General features: G+C 52.3%; 18 protein-coding genes. 12 read left to right on the top strand and 6 right to left on the bottom strand.

Features of this window, described 5'->3' with window-relative positions; all coding sequences use genetic code 11:
* Positions 1–18 precede the first annotated feature (18 nt).
* Positions 19–561, bottom strand: a complete 543-nt coding sequence (locus Y5S_RS16755; RefSeq protein WP_035234682.1) for a hypothetical protein — start codon at positions 559–561, stop codon at positions 19–21.
* 695 nt (positions 562–1,256) lie between these two features.
* On the opposite strand from Y5S_RS16755, the gene Y5S_RS16765 reads away from it, so the two are divergent.
* Genes Y5S_RS16765 through Y5S_RS16780 form a run of 4 tightly spaced genes read left to right on the top strand, consistent with a single transcriptional unit; the run spans position 1,257 to position 3,391 of the window.
* The gene (locus Y5S_RS16765) at positions 1,257–1,544 is read left to right on the top strand and encodes a helix-turn-helix domain-containing protein (protein ID WP_035234684.1); all 288 of its coding nucleotides are present in this window, start codon (positions 1,257–1,259) and stop codon (positions 1,542–1,544) included.
* Positions 1,541–2,122 carry a transglycosylase SLT domain-containing protein gene (locus tag Y5S_RS16770; RefSeq protein ID WP_035234685.1) on the top strand — a complete coding sequence of 194 codons (582 nt, stop codon included), beginning with the start codon at positions 1,541–1,543 and terminating at the stop codon, positions 2,120–2,122. The genes Y5S_RS16765 and Y5S_RS16770 overlap by 4 nt, the downstream gene beginning before the upstream one ends.
* A complete protein-coding gene (locus Y5S_RS16775) occupies positions 2,094–2,714 on the top strand; it encodes a hypothetical protein (RefSeq protein WP_052041668.1) in 621 nt (206 codons plus the stop codon). The genes Y5S_RS16770 and Y5S_RS16775 overlap by 29 nt, the downstream gene beginning before the upstream one ends.
* Complete coding sequence (locus Y5S_RS16780) at positions 2,711–3,391, top strand: FlhC family transcriptional regulator (protein ID WP_065130341.1); 681 nt, start codon at positions 2,711–2,713, stop codon at positions 3,389–3,391. The genes Y5S_RS16775 and Y5S_RS16780 overlap by 4 nt, the downstream gene beginning before the upstream one ends.
* A gap of 65 nt (positions 3,392–3,456) precedes the next feature.
* On the opposite strand, the gene Y5S_RS16785 is transcribed toward Y5S_RS16780, so the two are convergent.
* Positions 3,457–3,924, bottom strand: a complete 468-nt coding sequence (locus Y5S_RS16785) for an H-NS histone family protein (RefSeq protein ID WP_052041669.1) — start codon at positions 3,922–3,924, stop codon at positions 3,457–3,459.
* A 352-nt stretch (positions 3,925–4,276) separates the two neighbouring features.
* Positions 4,277–5,257 (bottom strand): ParM/StbA family protein, encoded by a 981-nt coding sequence (locus Y5S_RS20210; RefSeq protein ID WP_035234687.1) that lies wholly within the window; start codon positions 5,255–5,257, stop codon positions 4,277–4,279.
* A 499-nt stretch (positions 5,258–5,756) separates the two neighbouring features.
* On the opposite strand from Y5S_RS20210, the gene mobI reads away from it, so the two are divergent.
* The 3 genes from mobI to Y5S_RS16810 are packed head-to-tail and all read left to right on the top strand — an operon-like array spanning position 5,757 to position 7,694.
* Entirely contained in the window at positions 5,757–6,314 is a 558-nt protein-coding gene (mobI, locus tag Y5S_RS16800; protein WP_065130343.1) for a conjugative transfer protein MobI(A/C), read from the top strand.
* Positions 6,311–6,613, top strand: coding sequence for a hypothetical protein (locus Y5S_RS16805; RefSeq protein WP_035234688.1), 303 nt, complete (start codon positions 6,311–6,313; stop codon positions 6,611–6,613). Before mobI ends, Y5S_RS16805 begins: the two co-directional genes overlap by 4 nt.
* 10 nt (positions 6,614–6,623) lie before the next feature.
* Entirely contained in the window at positions 6,624–7,694 is a 1,071-nt protein-coding gene (locus Y5S_RS16810; RefSeq protein WP_035234689.1) for a hypothetical protein, read from the top strand.
* 1,050 nt (positions 7,695–8,744) lie between these two features.
* Here the strand turns inward: Y5S_RS16810 and Y5S_RS16815 are convergent.
* The 3 genes from Y5S_RS16815 to Y5S_RS16825 form a co-directional block, all read right to left on the bottom strand.
* On the bottom strand, positions 8,745–9,113 hold the full coding sequence (locus Y5S_RS16815) for a hypothetical protein (RefSeq protein WP_035234691.1): 369 nt from the start codon (positions 9,111–9,113) through the stop codon (positions 8,745–8,747).
* A 278-nt stretch (positions 9,114–9,391) separates the two neighbouring features.
* A complete protein-coding gene (locus tag Y5S_RS20185) occupies positions 9,392–10,159 on the bottom strand; it encodes a 3'-5' exonuclease (protein WP_035234693.1) in 768 nt (255 codons plus the stop codon).
* Between the two features lie 254 nt (positions 10,160–10,413).
* A complete protein-coding gene (locus Y5S_RS16825; protein ID WP_156107836.1) occupies positions 10,414–11,367 on the bottom strand; it encodes an adenine nucleotide alpha hydrolase family protein in 954 nt (317 codons plus the stop codon).
* 773 nt (positions 11,368–12,140) lie between these two features.
* On the opposite strand from Y5S_RS16825, the gene Y5S_RS16835 reads away from it, so the two are divergent.
* From Y5S_RS16835 to Y5S_RS16855, 5 genes are all read left to right on the top strand, one after another.
* The gene (locus Y5S_RS16835; protein WP_035234793.1) at positions 12,141–12,593 is read left to right on the top strand and encodes a hypothetical protein; all 453 of its coding nucleotides are present in this window, start codon (positions 12,141–12,143) and stop codon (positions 12,591–12,593) included.
* On the top strand, positions 12,580–13,098 hold the full coding sequence (locus Y5S_RS16840; RefSeq protein WP_035234695.1) for a hypothetical protein: 519 nt from the start codon (positions 12,580–12,582) through the stop codon (positions 13,096–13,098). Before Y5S_RS16835 ends, Y5S_RS16840 begins: the two co-directional genes overlap by 14 nt.
* A 24-nt stretch (positions 13,099–13,122) precedes the next feature.
* A complete protein-coding gene (locus Y5S_RS16845; protein WP_035234696.1) occupies positions 13,123–13,671 on the top strand; it encodes a PD-(D/E)XK nuclease family protein in 549 nt (182 codons plus the stop codon).
* A gap of 117 nt (positions 13,672–13,788) precedes the next feature.
* The gene (locus Y5S_RS19775; RefSeq protein WP_052041672.1) at positions 13,789–14,262 is read left to right on the top strand and encodes a hypothetical protein; all 474 of its coding nucleotides are present in this window, start codon (positions 13,789–13,791) and stop codon (positions 14,260–14,262) included.
* Between the two features lie 11 nt (positions 14,263–14,273).
* The gene (locus Y5S_RS16855) at positions 14,274–14,570 is read left to right on the top strand and encodes a hypothetical protein (protein WP_052041673.1); all 297 of its coding nucleotides are present in this window, start codon (positions 14,274–14,276) and stop codon (positions 14,568–14,570) included.
* The last annotated feature ends 1 nt before the right edge of the window (position 14,571 follow it).

A 14,571-nucleotide genomic window follows, 5' to 3' on the forward strand; every position in this document is an offset into this window, starting at 1 on the left:
GCAGCTTCGGCTGCCTTTTTAGTAGAACTCCCCGAACGGATCATCTTCCTTGATTATTTCATCCACTCCGCCGCGCCCATTGAACCCCTCTCCATTCAGACCTGAGCCATTGATGTTCGTTTGAGTTGAACTTGAGCGCCTTCTAGTGTTGCCGAAGGCCGAGTCAAACGAATGCGTCATCGGAGACACCTTCGGGAAAGGCAGGTCACCTTTAGGAAACGCCGCGTGGAACGCGCCAGCCGCAGCTTTCACGAAACGTAAAATCAGGAAGACCACAAACCCTGCACCACCAAGCACCCATGAAATCGGCATTCCCTTAGCCGTACCCAAATAGATTTCAAGCGTACCAAGCCCCAGCACAAGAAATGCGAGCCCCCATGCACTCTTCCTCACAGAATTAAACATTGCCACCCCACAAAAAAGTGCAGGCACTGCCACCAGCGCGTAACCAAGCAAAGAGCTTTCACGGAACGCTGATATGCTCGCCAGCAGCATCAGTCCACACAAAGTAAACGCAGCCAGCTTCACCACACCCTTTAGGCCAAGTCTTGATGTCTTCATACCATTTCTCCCGATTTCTTACTTTCAGTATATCACTGACCCAAAAAATGCAACCCAGAAAATCTGGCGACAATAAAATCTTTCACATGTGAAAGTGCCACTCTCCGAGAAAGGCTGTTTTACATACCCTGTTATCAAATTTCATACTCCCTTGAAACACGCCCTTTCTGGAAAGTTTACATTCCGTAAAATGTGAAATAGTGGGTTGACAAAGATTGACAGGGTTGACGAAAGCTCCATTCGTCAATATCATTGTAACTAGGTCAATGTTGTACGGCATTCACCCCTCCTGCTTACCGCAAGAAGAATTCCAAAAAACCCTTATCCACCACACCGCTGGTGGCATACCAGAACGCCTCTGCGCGCTTCCAATGCTTGGCTTGCTATCTCTCCGCTTGCTTCGGCATAACGCTATTCCGTTTTTCTAAAAAACGCACTTTCCTAAAAAATATTTTTCCTTTCTAACTAAGTTCAAATCGCTATAAGGCCCGCCCACCCAGCGGACGCTGTGTGTGTTTGTTTTTGTTTCATACGCAGTTTAGGGTATTGACGAAACGCAGTTTCGTGTCTATAAAGAACGCCAAAAGACTGTTTCAATTTTACACAGTTTTGCATTTGCAGGTTCTGGGCAAATACAGCCCGACCCGACAAGGCTCTTGGCTGTTGTGGTAAGAAAAAAAAGAGAGTTACGCAGGATGAAAAACGGGAACACTATTGCTTTCAGCGTCCCTAAAGACGCTGGGAAGCGCCGCGAGTGGATCAAATACCAACTTAAAATCAGAGGGTTAAGCATCGCCGAACTGGCGAGGGAGCATTCTGCTTCCCGGCAGGCTGTTTCTACTGCTCTGGTGCGGAGTAATCCGCGATGGGAGCACGTCATAGCTGAAGCGCTGGACACGACTCCGAATACGCTCTGGCCTGAGCGTTACGACCCAGAAACACTGATCCCCATACCCAGGAAGATGCTGGAGGCGGCTGTATGAAAAAGCTAATCGCCGCCATAGCCGTAGCTGCGTCTGTCTCTTGGACATGCTCGGCGAGCGCCTTTGATGTTCGAGGGACTGACTTTGAAGACGCTGCCGCTCGCTACGGTCTTGACCCTGTACTTCTTTATTCAGTGGCGCTGGCTGAATCAGCCTCCGGCAGAGGTGACAACAACATCTCTCCCTGGCCGTGGACGCTCAGGACTCTGAATGAACCCTTCTATGCAATGAGCCGTGAACAAGCAGCTACGCGCTTGCAGCAGCTCATCGACCATAAAGGTAAAAGGGTTTCTGTCGATATTGGCTTCATGCAGGTCAATCTGTTCTGGCACGGACACCGCGTCCAGAACCCCATAGACCTACTGGACCCGATCACAAACCTCAATACTGGCGCTGAAATTCTCAGCGAAACCATAAGTTCATCCCCTGATGACCTGGAGCTAGGCATTGGGCGTTATCACAACTGGAAAGATGAAGCTCGTTCTCGATCATACGGTAAGCGCGTTCTCTCCATTTATCAGCAACTACTAAACCTCCAGGAGAGCCGCTATGCCGCGAAATTCAATAACCGATCTTGATATGCACGCGCTCCAAGTGACCGAGCAGCGTCCGGATCAAAACATTTACGAGTTCGACCTCACCCTTTGGACACTCCTTTCCGCTCTGGCTAAACACGCCCCAGAGAAGGCTCAGGTGCAGTTCTCTCTTCTCGTCAACGGCATCGAGGCTCTTGCCAAGGCGAGTGAAGACCGGCTTGCTCGCCTTGCATCCGGCGTACTGATCGGCTTCAAGCTACAAACCGACGAAGAAACTGTGCTCACGCAGCTCAAAGAGGCTTACGTCCCTGTCATTACTCTTTCTGATACAAAAGGGTCCGAGTTCGATACAGCCTACTGGCTGCTGCTGAAGCGTGTTGCCCAAAAGGACCACCTTGTTGCCGCCGCAGCGTTTGGGCTAAGTCCCGCTCTGACATTGGCGGTCAGTGAAGCTACTGACAACCAGCTCCGGCATCTGGTCACGAACACCGTAACAGCATTCACGCTGCGTTTTGATCCTCGCCTACTACCTCCTCTACTGATGACTGAGCAAGGACCGGTTAACGCGCAGTTCTTTTTCCGGAAATATCAGCAATCTATGTCGCAGGTTGCACAACTGGGGGGTAGACAATGAGTAGAAACACAGGAGCAAACTGGCTGAAACGCTGGGTCACAGCGAGGCAAATGGCCCTCATGGGCTACGTTACTCGCATCATCATCCTGGAGACTGGACTGACCGACAAGCAGGTCCGCAGGCTTTATCGCGACCTGGAGGACGAAGGGTTCAAGCTGGACAAGAACAGAACCACCAGGACGACCAGGAGCGGTGCGACTCTGTTACTCAACCAGCTTTCCAAAATCCATGCCTCACTTCTGATGCAGCTCTATCGCCAGGTAGGAGGAGAGTCTGTAGGCACGTCAATTTCCATTAGCGCTCTGGACCGGGCCTACCGGATGTACCAGGCTCTTCTGTGTGAGATGGCCGTCATTGACCCAGCAATCCGGAACGTAACCTTTACGATCTCTGATGCGTGGTGCCTGGCGTCGGAACTTCGGTCTGAAGAGGCGATGTTTGAGACTTGCGAAAGTTGCCAGTGCGACTTTTTCACATCCATTCATCAAAGCACGGGTATCGGATGTCCGTTCTGCTACGAGGCTCCTAACCGTAGCAAACACAGCACATTTGAGGTATTGAACAATGTCGAGAAAAGGACTTTGGTGACGGTGGCAGGAACTAAGCCGCTGCTCCCCGATGAAAATAAAATTACTGCTGCATCTAGTAAGGAAGAGGTGCTCGCGGTCGCTAAGTAAAGTTGCCAATATGCGAACTTTAGTTCTAAAGCCAAATAAAAGGCCCCTAATAACAGGGGCCTTTTTTATTTGTCTTCACTTTTCGGTGTCTTTCTATACTTTTCTAGTTCGTAGTCCGAAAGACCTTTAAATGGCGCGGGCCTTCGTCCTTGCCCTGTCCAAGTAGTACCATCTTTGACATATTTAACTTTTGAGGCCGCAGTCCCGGAAGAACCTTGTTGCTGCTTTAGTTCCTTCAGCAGCTCAACATCAATTCCTTTCTGTTCCATTTCACTGAGAATATTCTCAGCCTCTTTCTTTAGCTCCGCATCCTTAGCTGCCTTCTCTTCTTCTTCAGCAATTCGTTCGTCCAACACAGATTTAAAGCGCTCAAGCATTTCGGCCATGTCAGAGACCGGACAGTCTTTGAAGATTATCCGAATTTTACTTTTGCGTTTAAGTTCAGAAAGGACTAGCTCTCTTCGCTGGGCAACTGTTAAATTCCTTATGCACTCGTCGCACTGCTCGGCTTTGTTAGGTGTTAAACCATTCATAATATTCTCGTATATTTCTTATCCTACAGATCGTACTGACCCAAGTAGCCGCCCTTTTAATTCTTTCTGTGCTTCTTTCAACCTGGGAGTATGTCCTGTATCAGAATGGGGCTCAGACTCCTTTGGGGAGGGCTGAGGCACTAGCGCAGGCGAGCCGTCCCTATTTTGGCCCATAAAATGCAAAGAATAAAGACCTAGCATTGCCAGCGAGCGCAGCCTGTCACTGCGCTCTTTGTGATGCAGAGACTCAAGCTCCCGGAAAAGCTCCGGGAACGCCTGCTCAGAAATCTTCAGGTTCGAGAACTTTCCGTCCCATGTTTTTGCCATATCAACCTCCACCAGCAGTGCATGACTAGCCGCAGTGCCAGAAACCACGCGCATTGGAGAGGACAGATGCTTCAGTCTCGATGATGCGGCTCTTCGGGAAAAGCTCCTTGGCTGCATCAGAGTATTCAGATGCTCCGCCACCAGCAAGAAGCACTACGTCAGCGTTCATGCCATCCTCGCGCATCGTTTTACGCATGGAGGTGAGCGCTTCACGAGATACCGTGCTCGATGCTTTGGACATGTACTCATCCAGCTCCAGCTTTTGCCCGAATAGATAGGTTGAGTTCTTGCCTCCCCGGATGGCCTTCTCGATCTTCTCGACACCCGGAGCGCCCCCATGGTCGTCGAGGATCAGTTCATTAGCAACCTGAATCAATCGCGACATGGCCTTCAAGCTGGTTCCAGACGAGCGGTAATGGATCTCGCCTTCCACCAACGCCACCCAGTCAACACTGTAGAAGCCGGGGTCAATAACGACAGTCTTCCCGTTCTGGATAGCATCTAGCACCTCTTCATCAGTCGTGCTATGGACAATATCCATGTAAGCACCTGCTGGCTGTGGTACTACGACAACCTCTTTGACGGTAACCGTTCGCTTGGGCGTAATGTGATGCTCACCTGAGAGCAACTCAGCCAGCTCTTTTCTCTGGCCGTCATTCATAGCCTGGTCAACCGGAAGCCCCGTCACCAACACGTCGATCACACTCTGCTCTGAGATAAGCAGCGCTGCATAAAAAAGCGCTTTATAGACATCAGTGCTTTTATAGTCCTTGTGAAGCTCACGCTCCCACCCCTGGAGGCGGTCAGGCTCAACCCCAGCCGCCCATTTGTTCCCCCCTATCTGGACTTGCAGGAAGTCAGTCCCAAGGCCAGAACCCACCTGACGCGGCATCAGGTCAATGCTGCCTGCGCCAGCAGGCAGGATCCGCGTAGCCATATCGCCACCTTTCTGCCCCATCGCCACCTTCAAGTTCGAGTAACCAATATCAAGACCCAATACGAACATAAATTTTCTCCATCATAGCAAAGGGGCTCCAAAAGCCCCCAAAAAAGACTCAGGCGAAAGGTTACCTGCTCGCAGCTCGAAACAACGGACGCCGAATTGCCCTTTTTGGGCGCAACGGGACTTTTAAGAGGCTGTCTCGAAAAAAACGCTTCTCAGCAACCGGAAATGGAGGATTGAACTGTGTGGAAAGCAGAAATCGCCGCTGAACCCAGGCTCAGATGGAGCCGCGCTATCAGAAAATGGCAGATGGAATCCCAGAAAATACGGTAAATAAGGAAACTCTCCCATGCCCAGAATGCTGTATGCGGCATGTGGTCGATAGATTCCCAGAAATAAAGGAAGACCTTGACAGATTCCCAAACCGGGTTACGATCAGGGTATTCGGGTCTCTTATAGTGGAAACCCATTTTCGTTTCCCAGATAGATAGTTATCTGGAAAGTAATTGGATAGTCTCCGTCGGGGGTTGATGTGGGCAGAACAGATGAAGAACTACGGCAAATGCTCAAGCGGGATGCTGAAGATGAGCGGTTTGTCTTTACGGAACCGATGCTCGAAGAGGAATCACGCGAGTTCATCCGTACCGCTAGAACATTGCTAGAGCACGAGCTTTTGGTTTCCGCTGTCGATGCAAGAAAGCAGGCCGACTACTACTGGGAGGGCAACGAATCAGCCCGAGAGGAAGGTGTAGCGGAGGAGCTTAGCTTTGTGGGTACTCGCGTCAGGATCTTGAACGGGTCGCTCCAGATGGAGTGGTTCCGCAACAGAACCCGACCAGATCAAGGCGCAGGGAAGCAGGTCTTCTCAACGCATCTGAAGAAGGGCAAGGGGTATCGGTATAGCGACTCCCTGTTCAAGAAGGAACCTAAGTGGGCTCGCGACGCCATCAAGGAGGTTGAGGACCGGTACGAGCTTCTGCGGAGGCGAGCGGCAATACTGTCCTCCATGAGAAAGAACCTCCGGGACTATGAGCAGTTGCTGAACGAGTGCTTTCCCGGCAACAACAGTACAGACACCGAAGCCAAGCCAGGCGGTAACGAACAGGAGAAGCCAGAATGACATCAGTATCCGCCACCGAGCTGGCTAAGCTCGGAAAATGCGAAGCCATGGTCACCCCGCGCAAGGCAGCTCGAAAGCCTGCACGGCGCAAGAAAGCGCCAGGTGTGATAGGTTTTGGCGCTAACAAGAAGAACCAGGCAGCAATAGACCGAGGGGATGCGGCGCACGACCGGTTCGAGCGTGAAGCACAGCAATTCACGTCTCAAGACTGCAACCACAGAACAATCCTCCCCAACCTTGTTCTGGCACTCGCTGTCGCAGCAGGTCTTTTGACCCTGATGGCCGCAGTGGCAACATAGGAACAGAGTTATGACGAAAGACAATGACACAACAGGACAAACCGGGGACAGAGATCTGTACGTGGAAGCCAACATTCAGCAAAGCGAGCAGATGGACATGTTCTCTGTCCTCGATCTGCCCACCAAACAACAGCCTGACTACTCGAACACCGTAGACATCTACGATGCTATACCAAAGTACGTCTGGGGTAAGACGCGAGAGCACGAAGATCTGAAAGCCGCGAGCATCGTGCGTTACTGCACCATACGAGGCCGCAAGCTCACCGTGAAACTCAAGCCCGCAATCATTGAAAAAGGCGAAAAGACCGTCCTCATCTACGCGGGGCAGCGCGAGGAGTTAGTAGAAGACGCGCTCCGGAAGATTGCCGTGAACGGACAAGGCGTCTACGTAAAGGACAAGGCGGGAGTCAGCTTCACACTTTACGAGCTGATGAAAGAGCTTGAGAGAATGGGACACACCTACAGCCTCGATGAAGTCAAAGAAGCTCTGTTCGTGTGCCGGGGCGCGATAATGGAGTGCTACTCCGAGGACGGCGAATCGGTAATGAACTCCAGCTTGTTCGGCCTTCTGGGGCTCACCACGAGAAAAGACCTGGAGAAAAAGGGGCGATCAGCAAAATGCTACGTTCAGTTCAACCCTCTGGTGAACGAGTCAATCATGAATCTGACGTTTCGTCAGTACAATTACCAGATAGGCATGGACATCCGCTCCCCTCTCGCCAGATTCTTCTACAAGCGAATGGCCCAATACTGGACGCAGGCGAGTGAAAGCCATCCGTACCAGCCCAATCTCGTAGCCTTCCTGGAACAAAGCCCAAGGGGCCTCACCAGCAAGATGGGCGAGAATCTGCGAGCCATGCGAAGCGCCCTGGACACCCTCAAGAAACACAAGGTTATCTCTCGCTTCGATGAAGAGAAGGTGCTCAAGGGTAAGCAGAAGGTGATAGATGCACGGTACACCATTTTCCCGCACCCGGATTTCGTGAAGGAGGTGATTCGAGCGAACCAGCGCAAGAACGCACTGAAGACACGAGCCCTCCGCAACGACATCGAGTTCAAAGACATCCACGACAAGTCATAGAGGGGGGCAACCGCCCTCCTCTGGACCCTCCCGCCATTCGAGCGTCACCCAAAGCCCAGCGCCTGCCGAAACCAGTGCAACCAGTCGGCATTCTGACGCTCGGCTTCCCCGAAAAAGCCTCCAAAACACCGCAAGTGTCTGAAAAACAAGCAACTATATATAGGTTTGCTGCATCGGTTTCCTGCCTCAATCAACGTAAGGCACTGAAACTAAAGGGTATTCGCAAGATGTGGGCCGCGCAAAGCAAGCCTGACGTATATAGGTCCAGTGCATCGGTTTTGCCAAAGCCCTCTTGAAGTGCCCGTAGAACGCAGGAGGAAAACGGTGTCAGCCCTCGGAATTCGCGGTAAGGGCACAAAAAGGCGTCTAAGTGATTGATACTTAACTGTAGGTTACGTGCATCGGTTTTTCCGGTGCATATAGGTTACGTGCATCGGTTTTGCTAGGTTGACACAGGTGGACAAAGGTTGACGCATCAGAACAAGCAGTCATAGGTTCAAAATATGAGCCAAAGAGATCAGTTCGTGCTCAATAGTTACTCACAAAACCGGTGGGTAACCTTGGGGAAAGCGGGAAAATCATCTGTAGGTTCGCTGCATCGGTTTATGTAGGTATGGTGCATCGGTCAAAAAACACCCGGAAAACATATAGGTTGAGCGCGTCGGTCTGTGGATAATGATCGCACCGTCAGCACAAACTCTGTAGGTTCGCTGCATCGGTTCCCAGATCAGGTAAGAATCAGCTATAGGTTTAGCGCTTCGGTTGGCGAAAATGGGCGCTAAATCGTGGATAAAAAAGGAAAATCTGTGGATAAGATCAGGACAACTTTTCGTGTATATAGGACCGCTGCTTCGGTTCCGATAGGACGGTATCTTCGGTTTCGGTAGGTTTGGTGCATCGGTACATATCAAAAAGCACCGATATAACAACGGCTTGAAGCTGATTGGAAGGGGCCTAACCCTTATTTAGCCCTTCTTTAGTCCTATACAAATAAAAGAATTTATTTATTTATCCTTTGGCCGCACGAGAAAGCGAACAGAAATTCACCAGCTATGATGTGAGGCGAGGCCAGAACTCCACCAGAGCGAACAAGATCAGCATTAGGATCGAAAGGATCGTCACGAACGCCACGTAGTAACAACCTTCAATGAAAGCCGTCTTCATCGTTGTCCAGATGTCGATCTTCTTACCTGAGAAGACCTGAGCCAGCTTCTGAAAAGCGAGCAGGGAAGCCATGCCGCAGACCATCACCAGCGGGATCAATACGTAGAACCGCTCCTTCAACAGAGAAAAGTCCAGCCAGCCTGACGACAAACCCATTCCAATCAGCTTTCCCAGAATGAAACCTGCGGTTACAGCAGCAATGCCTCGGGATGCCACCACTCGTACAGCCTGGGACCAGGTAAGCTCAATCCCCATACCTCGCCTTGAGGACCGTCTCACCAGGACAGTTGAAATCATCCCCCCCATCAAAACCAAAGCAACAATCTCCACACCGCCCCCTATAAGCCAAGATCAACATTTGTTATTTCAGTACATTTAATACCATTCCTGTAATCAGAAGCGATCAACATGTGATCCTTTGAGCCGAAACACACTCAAACGCCTCACATTAGCTTTTGCTGGCATCAGGAGCCCCAAGGGACAGGTGAAGCCTGAATCGCCAACAGAGGCCACTACAGGGCCTTTGTACGCGATCATCTGTGCCCTCGTGATCGCTTTGCCATGTACTTTAAGACCCCTAGCGTATCAAGACAGTCAGAGAGGGCTCTGTGAGGCCGCTCAGAGCGAACACGACACATTGCAGCGGCATCGGCCAACGAGATCCATTGAAAGCCTCCTGATGGCCTCTGCTCGCCATTCCAGCGCGAAAACAGGGCCATCACACATTCAGAGCTGCCAATGACTGGTGATTCAACACCTACCAGGGATGCAGTCTGCTTTAGGAGCCGCAACTCGAACGCTACGTTATATGCCACGACAGGACGATCCTGAACGAGCAATGAAAAATCCGAAGCAAGCTCCCCCCAAGTTGGTGCCGTCCGAACATCCTCCAAAGAAAGGCCGTGAACCTCTGTAGCCTCTACCTCAATTGCACCCACGGGACAAACTAGAGACTCCATAAGCACACGCCCGTTTGCATCGACAGCACCAATCTCGACAATCTCTGCCGAAGGCCCCAGCCCCGTGGTTTCGAGGTCCAAGATAACCGGATCACCGGCCAACAGGTTCTTTGCTCTCTCCGCACATTCCATTCTCCGCTTTTGAGCAGGTCCAGGAAGGCGCTGCCACGGAACGCAGGCTTCAGGGTCGAAGACCGCGTACCAACCCTGGCCTTGCCATACAGTCCCGGCAACAGGCGTTTCGTCTCCAGGCATCAGCCCTATTGCCTTCAACTGCCCCTTGTTGAGCCATCCGTGCTCAGCAGCCTCACTTGGCCGCAGGTGAATTCTCCCATTTCCCATCTATGCCCCCTCAGAACAAACACTCCACCCTCACTTCCACTAAATCTGGACAACATTCCCCATGACTGAGAAATCAGGATTATCCAAATCAATAGCGGACATCGAATCGTTTTCTCCAAGAATTTCACCAGCAAAGCTGTGGAAGCGACCCCCAATTTCCCAAATCAGATAAGTACGTGGACGGCATGACCAAGTTCCAAAGAGACATTTAACCCCTCCTGGAGAAAACGGAGTTTGCACCTCCAGCACAATCCTCAATACGCCGTGCCAACACAGTGCCCATGCGAATATCGGTACTCTGCAATTTGCTCATCAGACCAATTGCGGAACTTTTCGGCTGCCTGTTGGATTTTCACTGGCAGAGGTGTAACGCCGAACACTCCGTAGTTTCGGTTCACAGTTACGATCTGCCCCTGCTTGTTTCTCTTCGGGCGACCGTTCGCATCAGTAACCAGGATGGACGATTTGTCCCGATGCTTCTCCAGCTTCGCGGCTTCCAGCTCTACCCAGTCATTCAAGTCGTCTGGACAGAACCGGCGAAGGTACTCCAGCTCTTCCAGCGACAAGAACGGGCAGGCTTTGCAATTCGACGGGATGACATACAGCCCTTTGCTATGGAGGTATTCCTGGCAAGCTGTTCGATCCATTCCAAGGTCCAACAGTGGGTAGACGGGAAGTATGGATTCTCGGAACCATCTTCGAGGATTCTTCTCCGGGTCCGACACCCGGCGTTCCTCACCTTTGGCAATGCCAAGAATCATGTGGATCCTTCCATGTAGGGCAGCAAACTCTCTAAGACCTCTCTTACGACCGTGCGACACGCCATAGCGCTTGCTGACCCAATGCTCCAGGAAGCGATAGATCGGCTGTAGCTTCAACTGGTCAGTGCAAGTCTTCGGATAGGCTTTTGAGCCTATGGCGTCGTGCGTCCTGTAGAAGTGACGAAGGGACTTCCAGTTGGGCGAGTGATACCCCATGTCAGAGGTGAGAAACACGAACTCCACCCCTGCTTCAGCGCACCTTGTTTGTACTGACCGAACATGCTTGTAGGTAGCGTCGAACTCATCACCGGTATCACTCATCAGCACCAGGAAATCGTTCGGTGCATACCGATCACGGAACACTTTGTCATCTAGGTACATCTCAAGAAGCGCCGAACTGTCCTGCCCCGCACCAAAAGAGAGAACAGTGAGCTTAGGGCCGCTCACGAAAACACCCCAACCGACACTCTGTACCGAACGGACACACAACCAAAACAGGCACAACCATCGAACCTGGTCAGACTCGCTCTTAACGCCTTCGGCAACTCCTTCATGAACACCTCAAAAAAACTTGCTTTATTACAGCATCAAAATATAATACGGTAATAATAGGTAATCAAGAGGGACTCGAAAAACAGCTTTAAGAGACTCAGGCGCTACCGAGGAGCAAGCGGAACCACCGTGCAAAGCATCCAAAGGGGCTCTAAAAAGCCTCCCAAGAAAGAGGGGGTTGGCCGCGAAATAAAGCGGCGGGTCTCGAAAGGTGGCTTTAGGAGTCCCTAGACGAAGGAAGATAAACGGATGCACCCAAAACAAGTTCGCGCTATCACTCGCTGCCCGAAGGCCACAATGCGGCACCTGATGACTGGGGAAGTACCCAAGCTGGTGGTGCCGCGCTCGCCACTGATCACCCTCCTGGAGAAATACAGCCCGAGGGACCGACTCCACATGATTGGGGTGAAGCTAACTCACACGCTTGGCTACAGCGGAGGAATGACCTTCCGCAACGCTGAGCAGTTGTATACCTGGCTGAAGCCTGCGTCCCACATGCTGGAAAGTGAATACTGGCCTGCGGAGTCGCGGAGGATTAAGAGCTTCCAGAAAACTCTCACAGAGCGTGACCTAGCTCAGTCCTGCGCACAGTGGCCGCAATGGCTGGGAGCGAACCTGAACCACGAGTCAACAACACAGCACGGAAAGGGGGCGGCGTGAAGGAAATCATGACAACGCCTTGCCTGGAGAGTGAAACGTCTCCTTGGCATGAAGAGCTGGGGATGCTGCTGGCGGCTCTGGATGACTCCCCTCTCGAATGTGACGGGCTCACCCATGCTGTGAGCTTCGTGCTGCATCAGGCTGGTATCAAGCACCGTTGCGCAATGGGATTTGTGAAGGATGCAGACACAGGCAACTGTGTGGCCCCTCACGTTTGGGTCGAGTTGGCTGACGGCTGGATCGTGGACTTCAGGCTACGCATGTGGCTGGGCGATGAGGACAGGGTGCCACATGGCGTGTTTCACCCAGCCTCCAACAAGACCTTCCAGTTTCACGGTGAGTATCGGGACCGCAGTAGCACTATCAATCATCGTGTCCTGGACATGATGACCGAAGGCCGTCTTTCACATGTGAAAGTTTCACGCGAATTCGTAGAGGAGAACCGTAATGTCCGAGTTTGACTTCGACAAGGATGTATCGAGCGCACACTTTGCCTCCGCTGGCTGGAGTGTGGACCAGTTCAACCACTCCAACCCTTTTGATTGCCACCTGTTCTACATCCGCGACTATCGCACCGGCCACATCCAGGTCTTCACCATCCGGACTTCGCACCTGGAGGAAATGAAGCCTGAAGCCGACCCCCTGACACTGGGGAGTGCCCTGGGCGAGCTGATGCTGAAGGTCTATGACAAGATCGCGACCGACAAAGAGCAGGAGGTGTTGGGGGTGGTGCTCGGTGGCTACATCAAGGGAACCCAGACATTCCAGCAGTGGGAAAGGGTTCGTGCCCACCATGAGCGATTCCACGCATTCATCAACATTTACGGCGGCAGGCAGGCGGCATCCGTTCGCCCCTTCATGGCCCGAGTGCCTGAACCCGTCCTGAGTGTCGATACCGTGCTGGAGAAGACTGACCAGGTGAAGCACATGGATGAGAGCAATCATCCAGAGTGGTTCCGCGAGTAGGTAGTTGAGGCAGGAGGAGACACGATGACCGAAACCATTCTTTGGGTGCTGGCGCTGGTGGTAGCTCCATTGCTGGTGGCTAAAGCCGACCTATGGCGCAAATCGATTCAGCTCCTCCGGTCCAGTGAAATGAACGCCATCAGAAGCTGGTGGGAAAGAGAGAACATGCCTCGCGAGCTGCGCGGGGCCACGCTTTTCTTGAACGAGCAGGACATCTCAACCACCGAGCCTGTGGCTTTGCATGGCCGCGTCGATCAAGTCTTCAAGACCATTAAAGGGGTGCTGGTGCCAGTGGACACCAAGACGCGGGACACGACCTGTATTTTCAAGTCGGACATCATCCAGCTCTCTGTCTACCGAGTGATCCTGGAGGCCAAGTACGGCTCGCAATACAAGGTGAGCAGGCGGGGGTATGTGCGCGTCGTGATCCAATCAGGGAGTGAGGAGTCAGTCAGATATATGCCGGTGGAGCTGCTATCAGAGCGCAAGGTAGCCGCTTTGTGGCGTCGGTACAACGCCCTGAGAAGCGGTGAAAAAAAAGGGAAATGCACCTGCGATGGGCATTTGCACTAACCGTACAATCTTTCACATGTGAAAGTTTTAGGCGTTCGCCTGTAACCGCCCGAAATGGGCAAAACGGCGGGCTTGCATTTTTTCAGATTCCTGTAGTGTGGATTACAGGAGGAGCTTATGAACGTGAACCCAAGCAAAGCCATTACCGGAGCAGTGATAGCGGCCACGTTTTTTGCCCTGACCTCCGGTATGACCTGGCTGAGTATTGTGCTCGGTCTACTGGCTTGGTGTCTCGCGTTCGATGGGTGGCTGAATCCCTTTGCCAAAGGTGAGCAGCTTCGCAGGACGGCGGCGAAAGCAGCCTTTGAGTCACTGGATGTCGTAGGGCTCGGGAAACGCTGGCAAGGAAGTACAGCCGAAGTGGCGCTGGTGAAAGACCTCACCGACATCCGGAGCCCTGCTCCCTGGAAGGTCCAGGTGCTTGCGAGAACGCAGGCGAACGCCTGGTTCATCACAGAGATGCAGGTAGAGGGAGTAAACAAGGTGTCGCTACAGCAGCTCCACCACATTAACGAAGACGCAGCCAAGGGGCTGCTGGGTCAACAGCCAGAAGTCTATGAAAGGTTTTTTGGCAAGACCGACACTGCATAAGGAACGAAAACATGAACAAGACCGCTGAAACTGTTCAGTCAGGACAGATTGATGACGCGAAGCTGATGCAGGCCGGGTTTGCCCAGTGCGCCTTCATCGCGCTTCAGACGCTGGCCTTTCCCGAATTGGGGGTGGCTGGCGGTATCGTTGCCGCCCAGTGCGCGTTGATGCCCTGGTTGGTGCCCGTCGCTCGAAAGGCTCCAGTGATGGCCGTAGCCATGTCGCTGACATCTGCCGTACTGAGCCCTGTCTTCAGTGTGCTGTGCCTCAATGCCGCAGACATCCTGAAGGGTATTGCTGGGGCCTGAC

This window comes from Alcanivorax nanhaiticus, assembly GCF_000756665.1.
GTDB lineage: Bacteria > Pseudomonadota > Gammaproteobacteria > Pseudomonadales > Alcanivoracaceae > Alcanivorax > Alcanivorax nanhaiticus.

What these genes read in the sequence shown, in the direction of transcription:
- Y5S_RS16835 (WP_035234793.1), top strand. Translation starts at nt 12,141, where the DNA reads ATGACAACGCCTTGCCTGGAGAGTGAAACGTCTCCTTGGCATGAAGAG.
- mobI (WP_065130343.1), top strand. Translation starts at nt 5,757, where the DNA reads ATGCTCAAGCGGGATGCTGAAGATGAGCGGTTTGTCTTTACGGAACCG.
- Y5S_RS16785 (WP_052041669.1), bottom strand. Translation starts at nt 3,924, where the DNA reads ATGAATGGTTTAACACCTAACAAAGCCGAGCAGTGCGACGAGTGCATA.
- Y5S_RS16855 (WP_052041673.1), top strand. Translation starts at nt 14,274, where the DNA reads ATGAACAAGACCGCTGAAACTGTTCAGTCAGGACAGATTGATGACGCG.
- Y5S_RS19775 (WP_052041672.1), top strand. Translation starts at nt 13,789, where the DNA reads ATGAACGTGAACCCAAGCAAAGCCATTACCGGAGCAGTGATAGCGGCC.
- Y5S_RS20185 (WP_035234693.1), bottom strand. Translation starts at nt 10,159, where the DNA reads ATGGGAAATGGGAGAATTCACCTGCGGCCAAGTGAGGCTGCTGAGCAC.
- Y5S_RS16815 (WP_035234691.1), bottom strand. Translation starts at nt 9,113, where the DNA reads ATGGGGATTGAGCTTACCTGGTCCCAGGCTGTACGAGTGGTGGCATCC.
- Y5S_RS16780 (WP_065130341.1), top strand. Translation starts at nt 2,711, where the DNA reads ATGAGTAGAAACACAGGAGCAAACTGGCTGAAACGCTGGGTCACAGCG.
- Y5S_RS16775 (WP_052041668.1), top strand. Translation starts at nt 2,094, where the DNA reads ATGCCGCGAAATTCAATAACCGATCTTGATATGCACGCGCTCCAAGTG.
- Y5S_RS16840 (WP_035234695.1), top strand. Translation starts at nt 12,580, where the DNA reads ATGTCCGAGTTTGACTTCGACAAGGATGTATCGAGCGCACACTTTGCC.
- Y5S_RS16765 (WP_035234684.1), top strand. Translation starts at nt 1,257, where the DNA reads ATGAAAAACGGGAACACTATTGCTTTCAGCGTCCCTAAAGACGCTGGG.
- Y5S_RS16845 (WP_035234696.1), top strand. Translation starts at nt 13,123, where the DNA reads ATGACCGAAACCATTCTTTGGGTGCTGGCGCTGGTGGTAGCTCCATTG.
- Y5S_RS16805 (WP_035234688.1), top strand. Translation starts at nt 6,311, where the DNA reads ATGACATCAGTATCCGCCACCGAGCTGGCTAAGCTCGGAAAATGCGAA.
- Y5S_RS16755 (WP_035234682.1), bottom strand. Translation starts at nt 561, where the DNA reads ATGAAGACATCAAGACTTGGCCTAAAGGGTGTGGTGAAGCTGGCTGCG.
- Y5S_RS16810 (WP_035234689.1), top strand. Translation starts at nt 6,624, where the DNA reads ATGACGAAAGACAATGACACAACAGGACAAACCGGGGACAGAGATCTG.
- Y5S_RS16770 (WP_035234685.1), top strand. Translation starts at nt 1,541, where the DNA reads ATGAAAAAGCTAATCGCCGCCATAGCCGTAGCTGCGTCTGTCTCTTGG.
- Y5S_RS20210 (WP_035234687.1), bottom strand. Translation starts at nt 5,257, where the DNA reads ATGTTCGTATTGGGTCTTGATATTGGTTACTCGAACTTGAAGGTGGCG.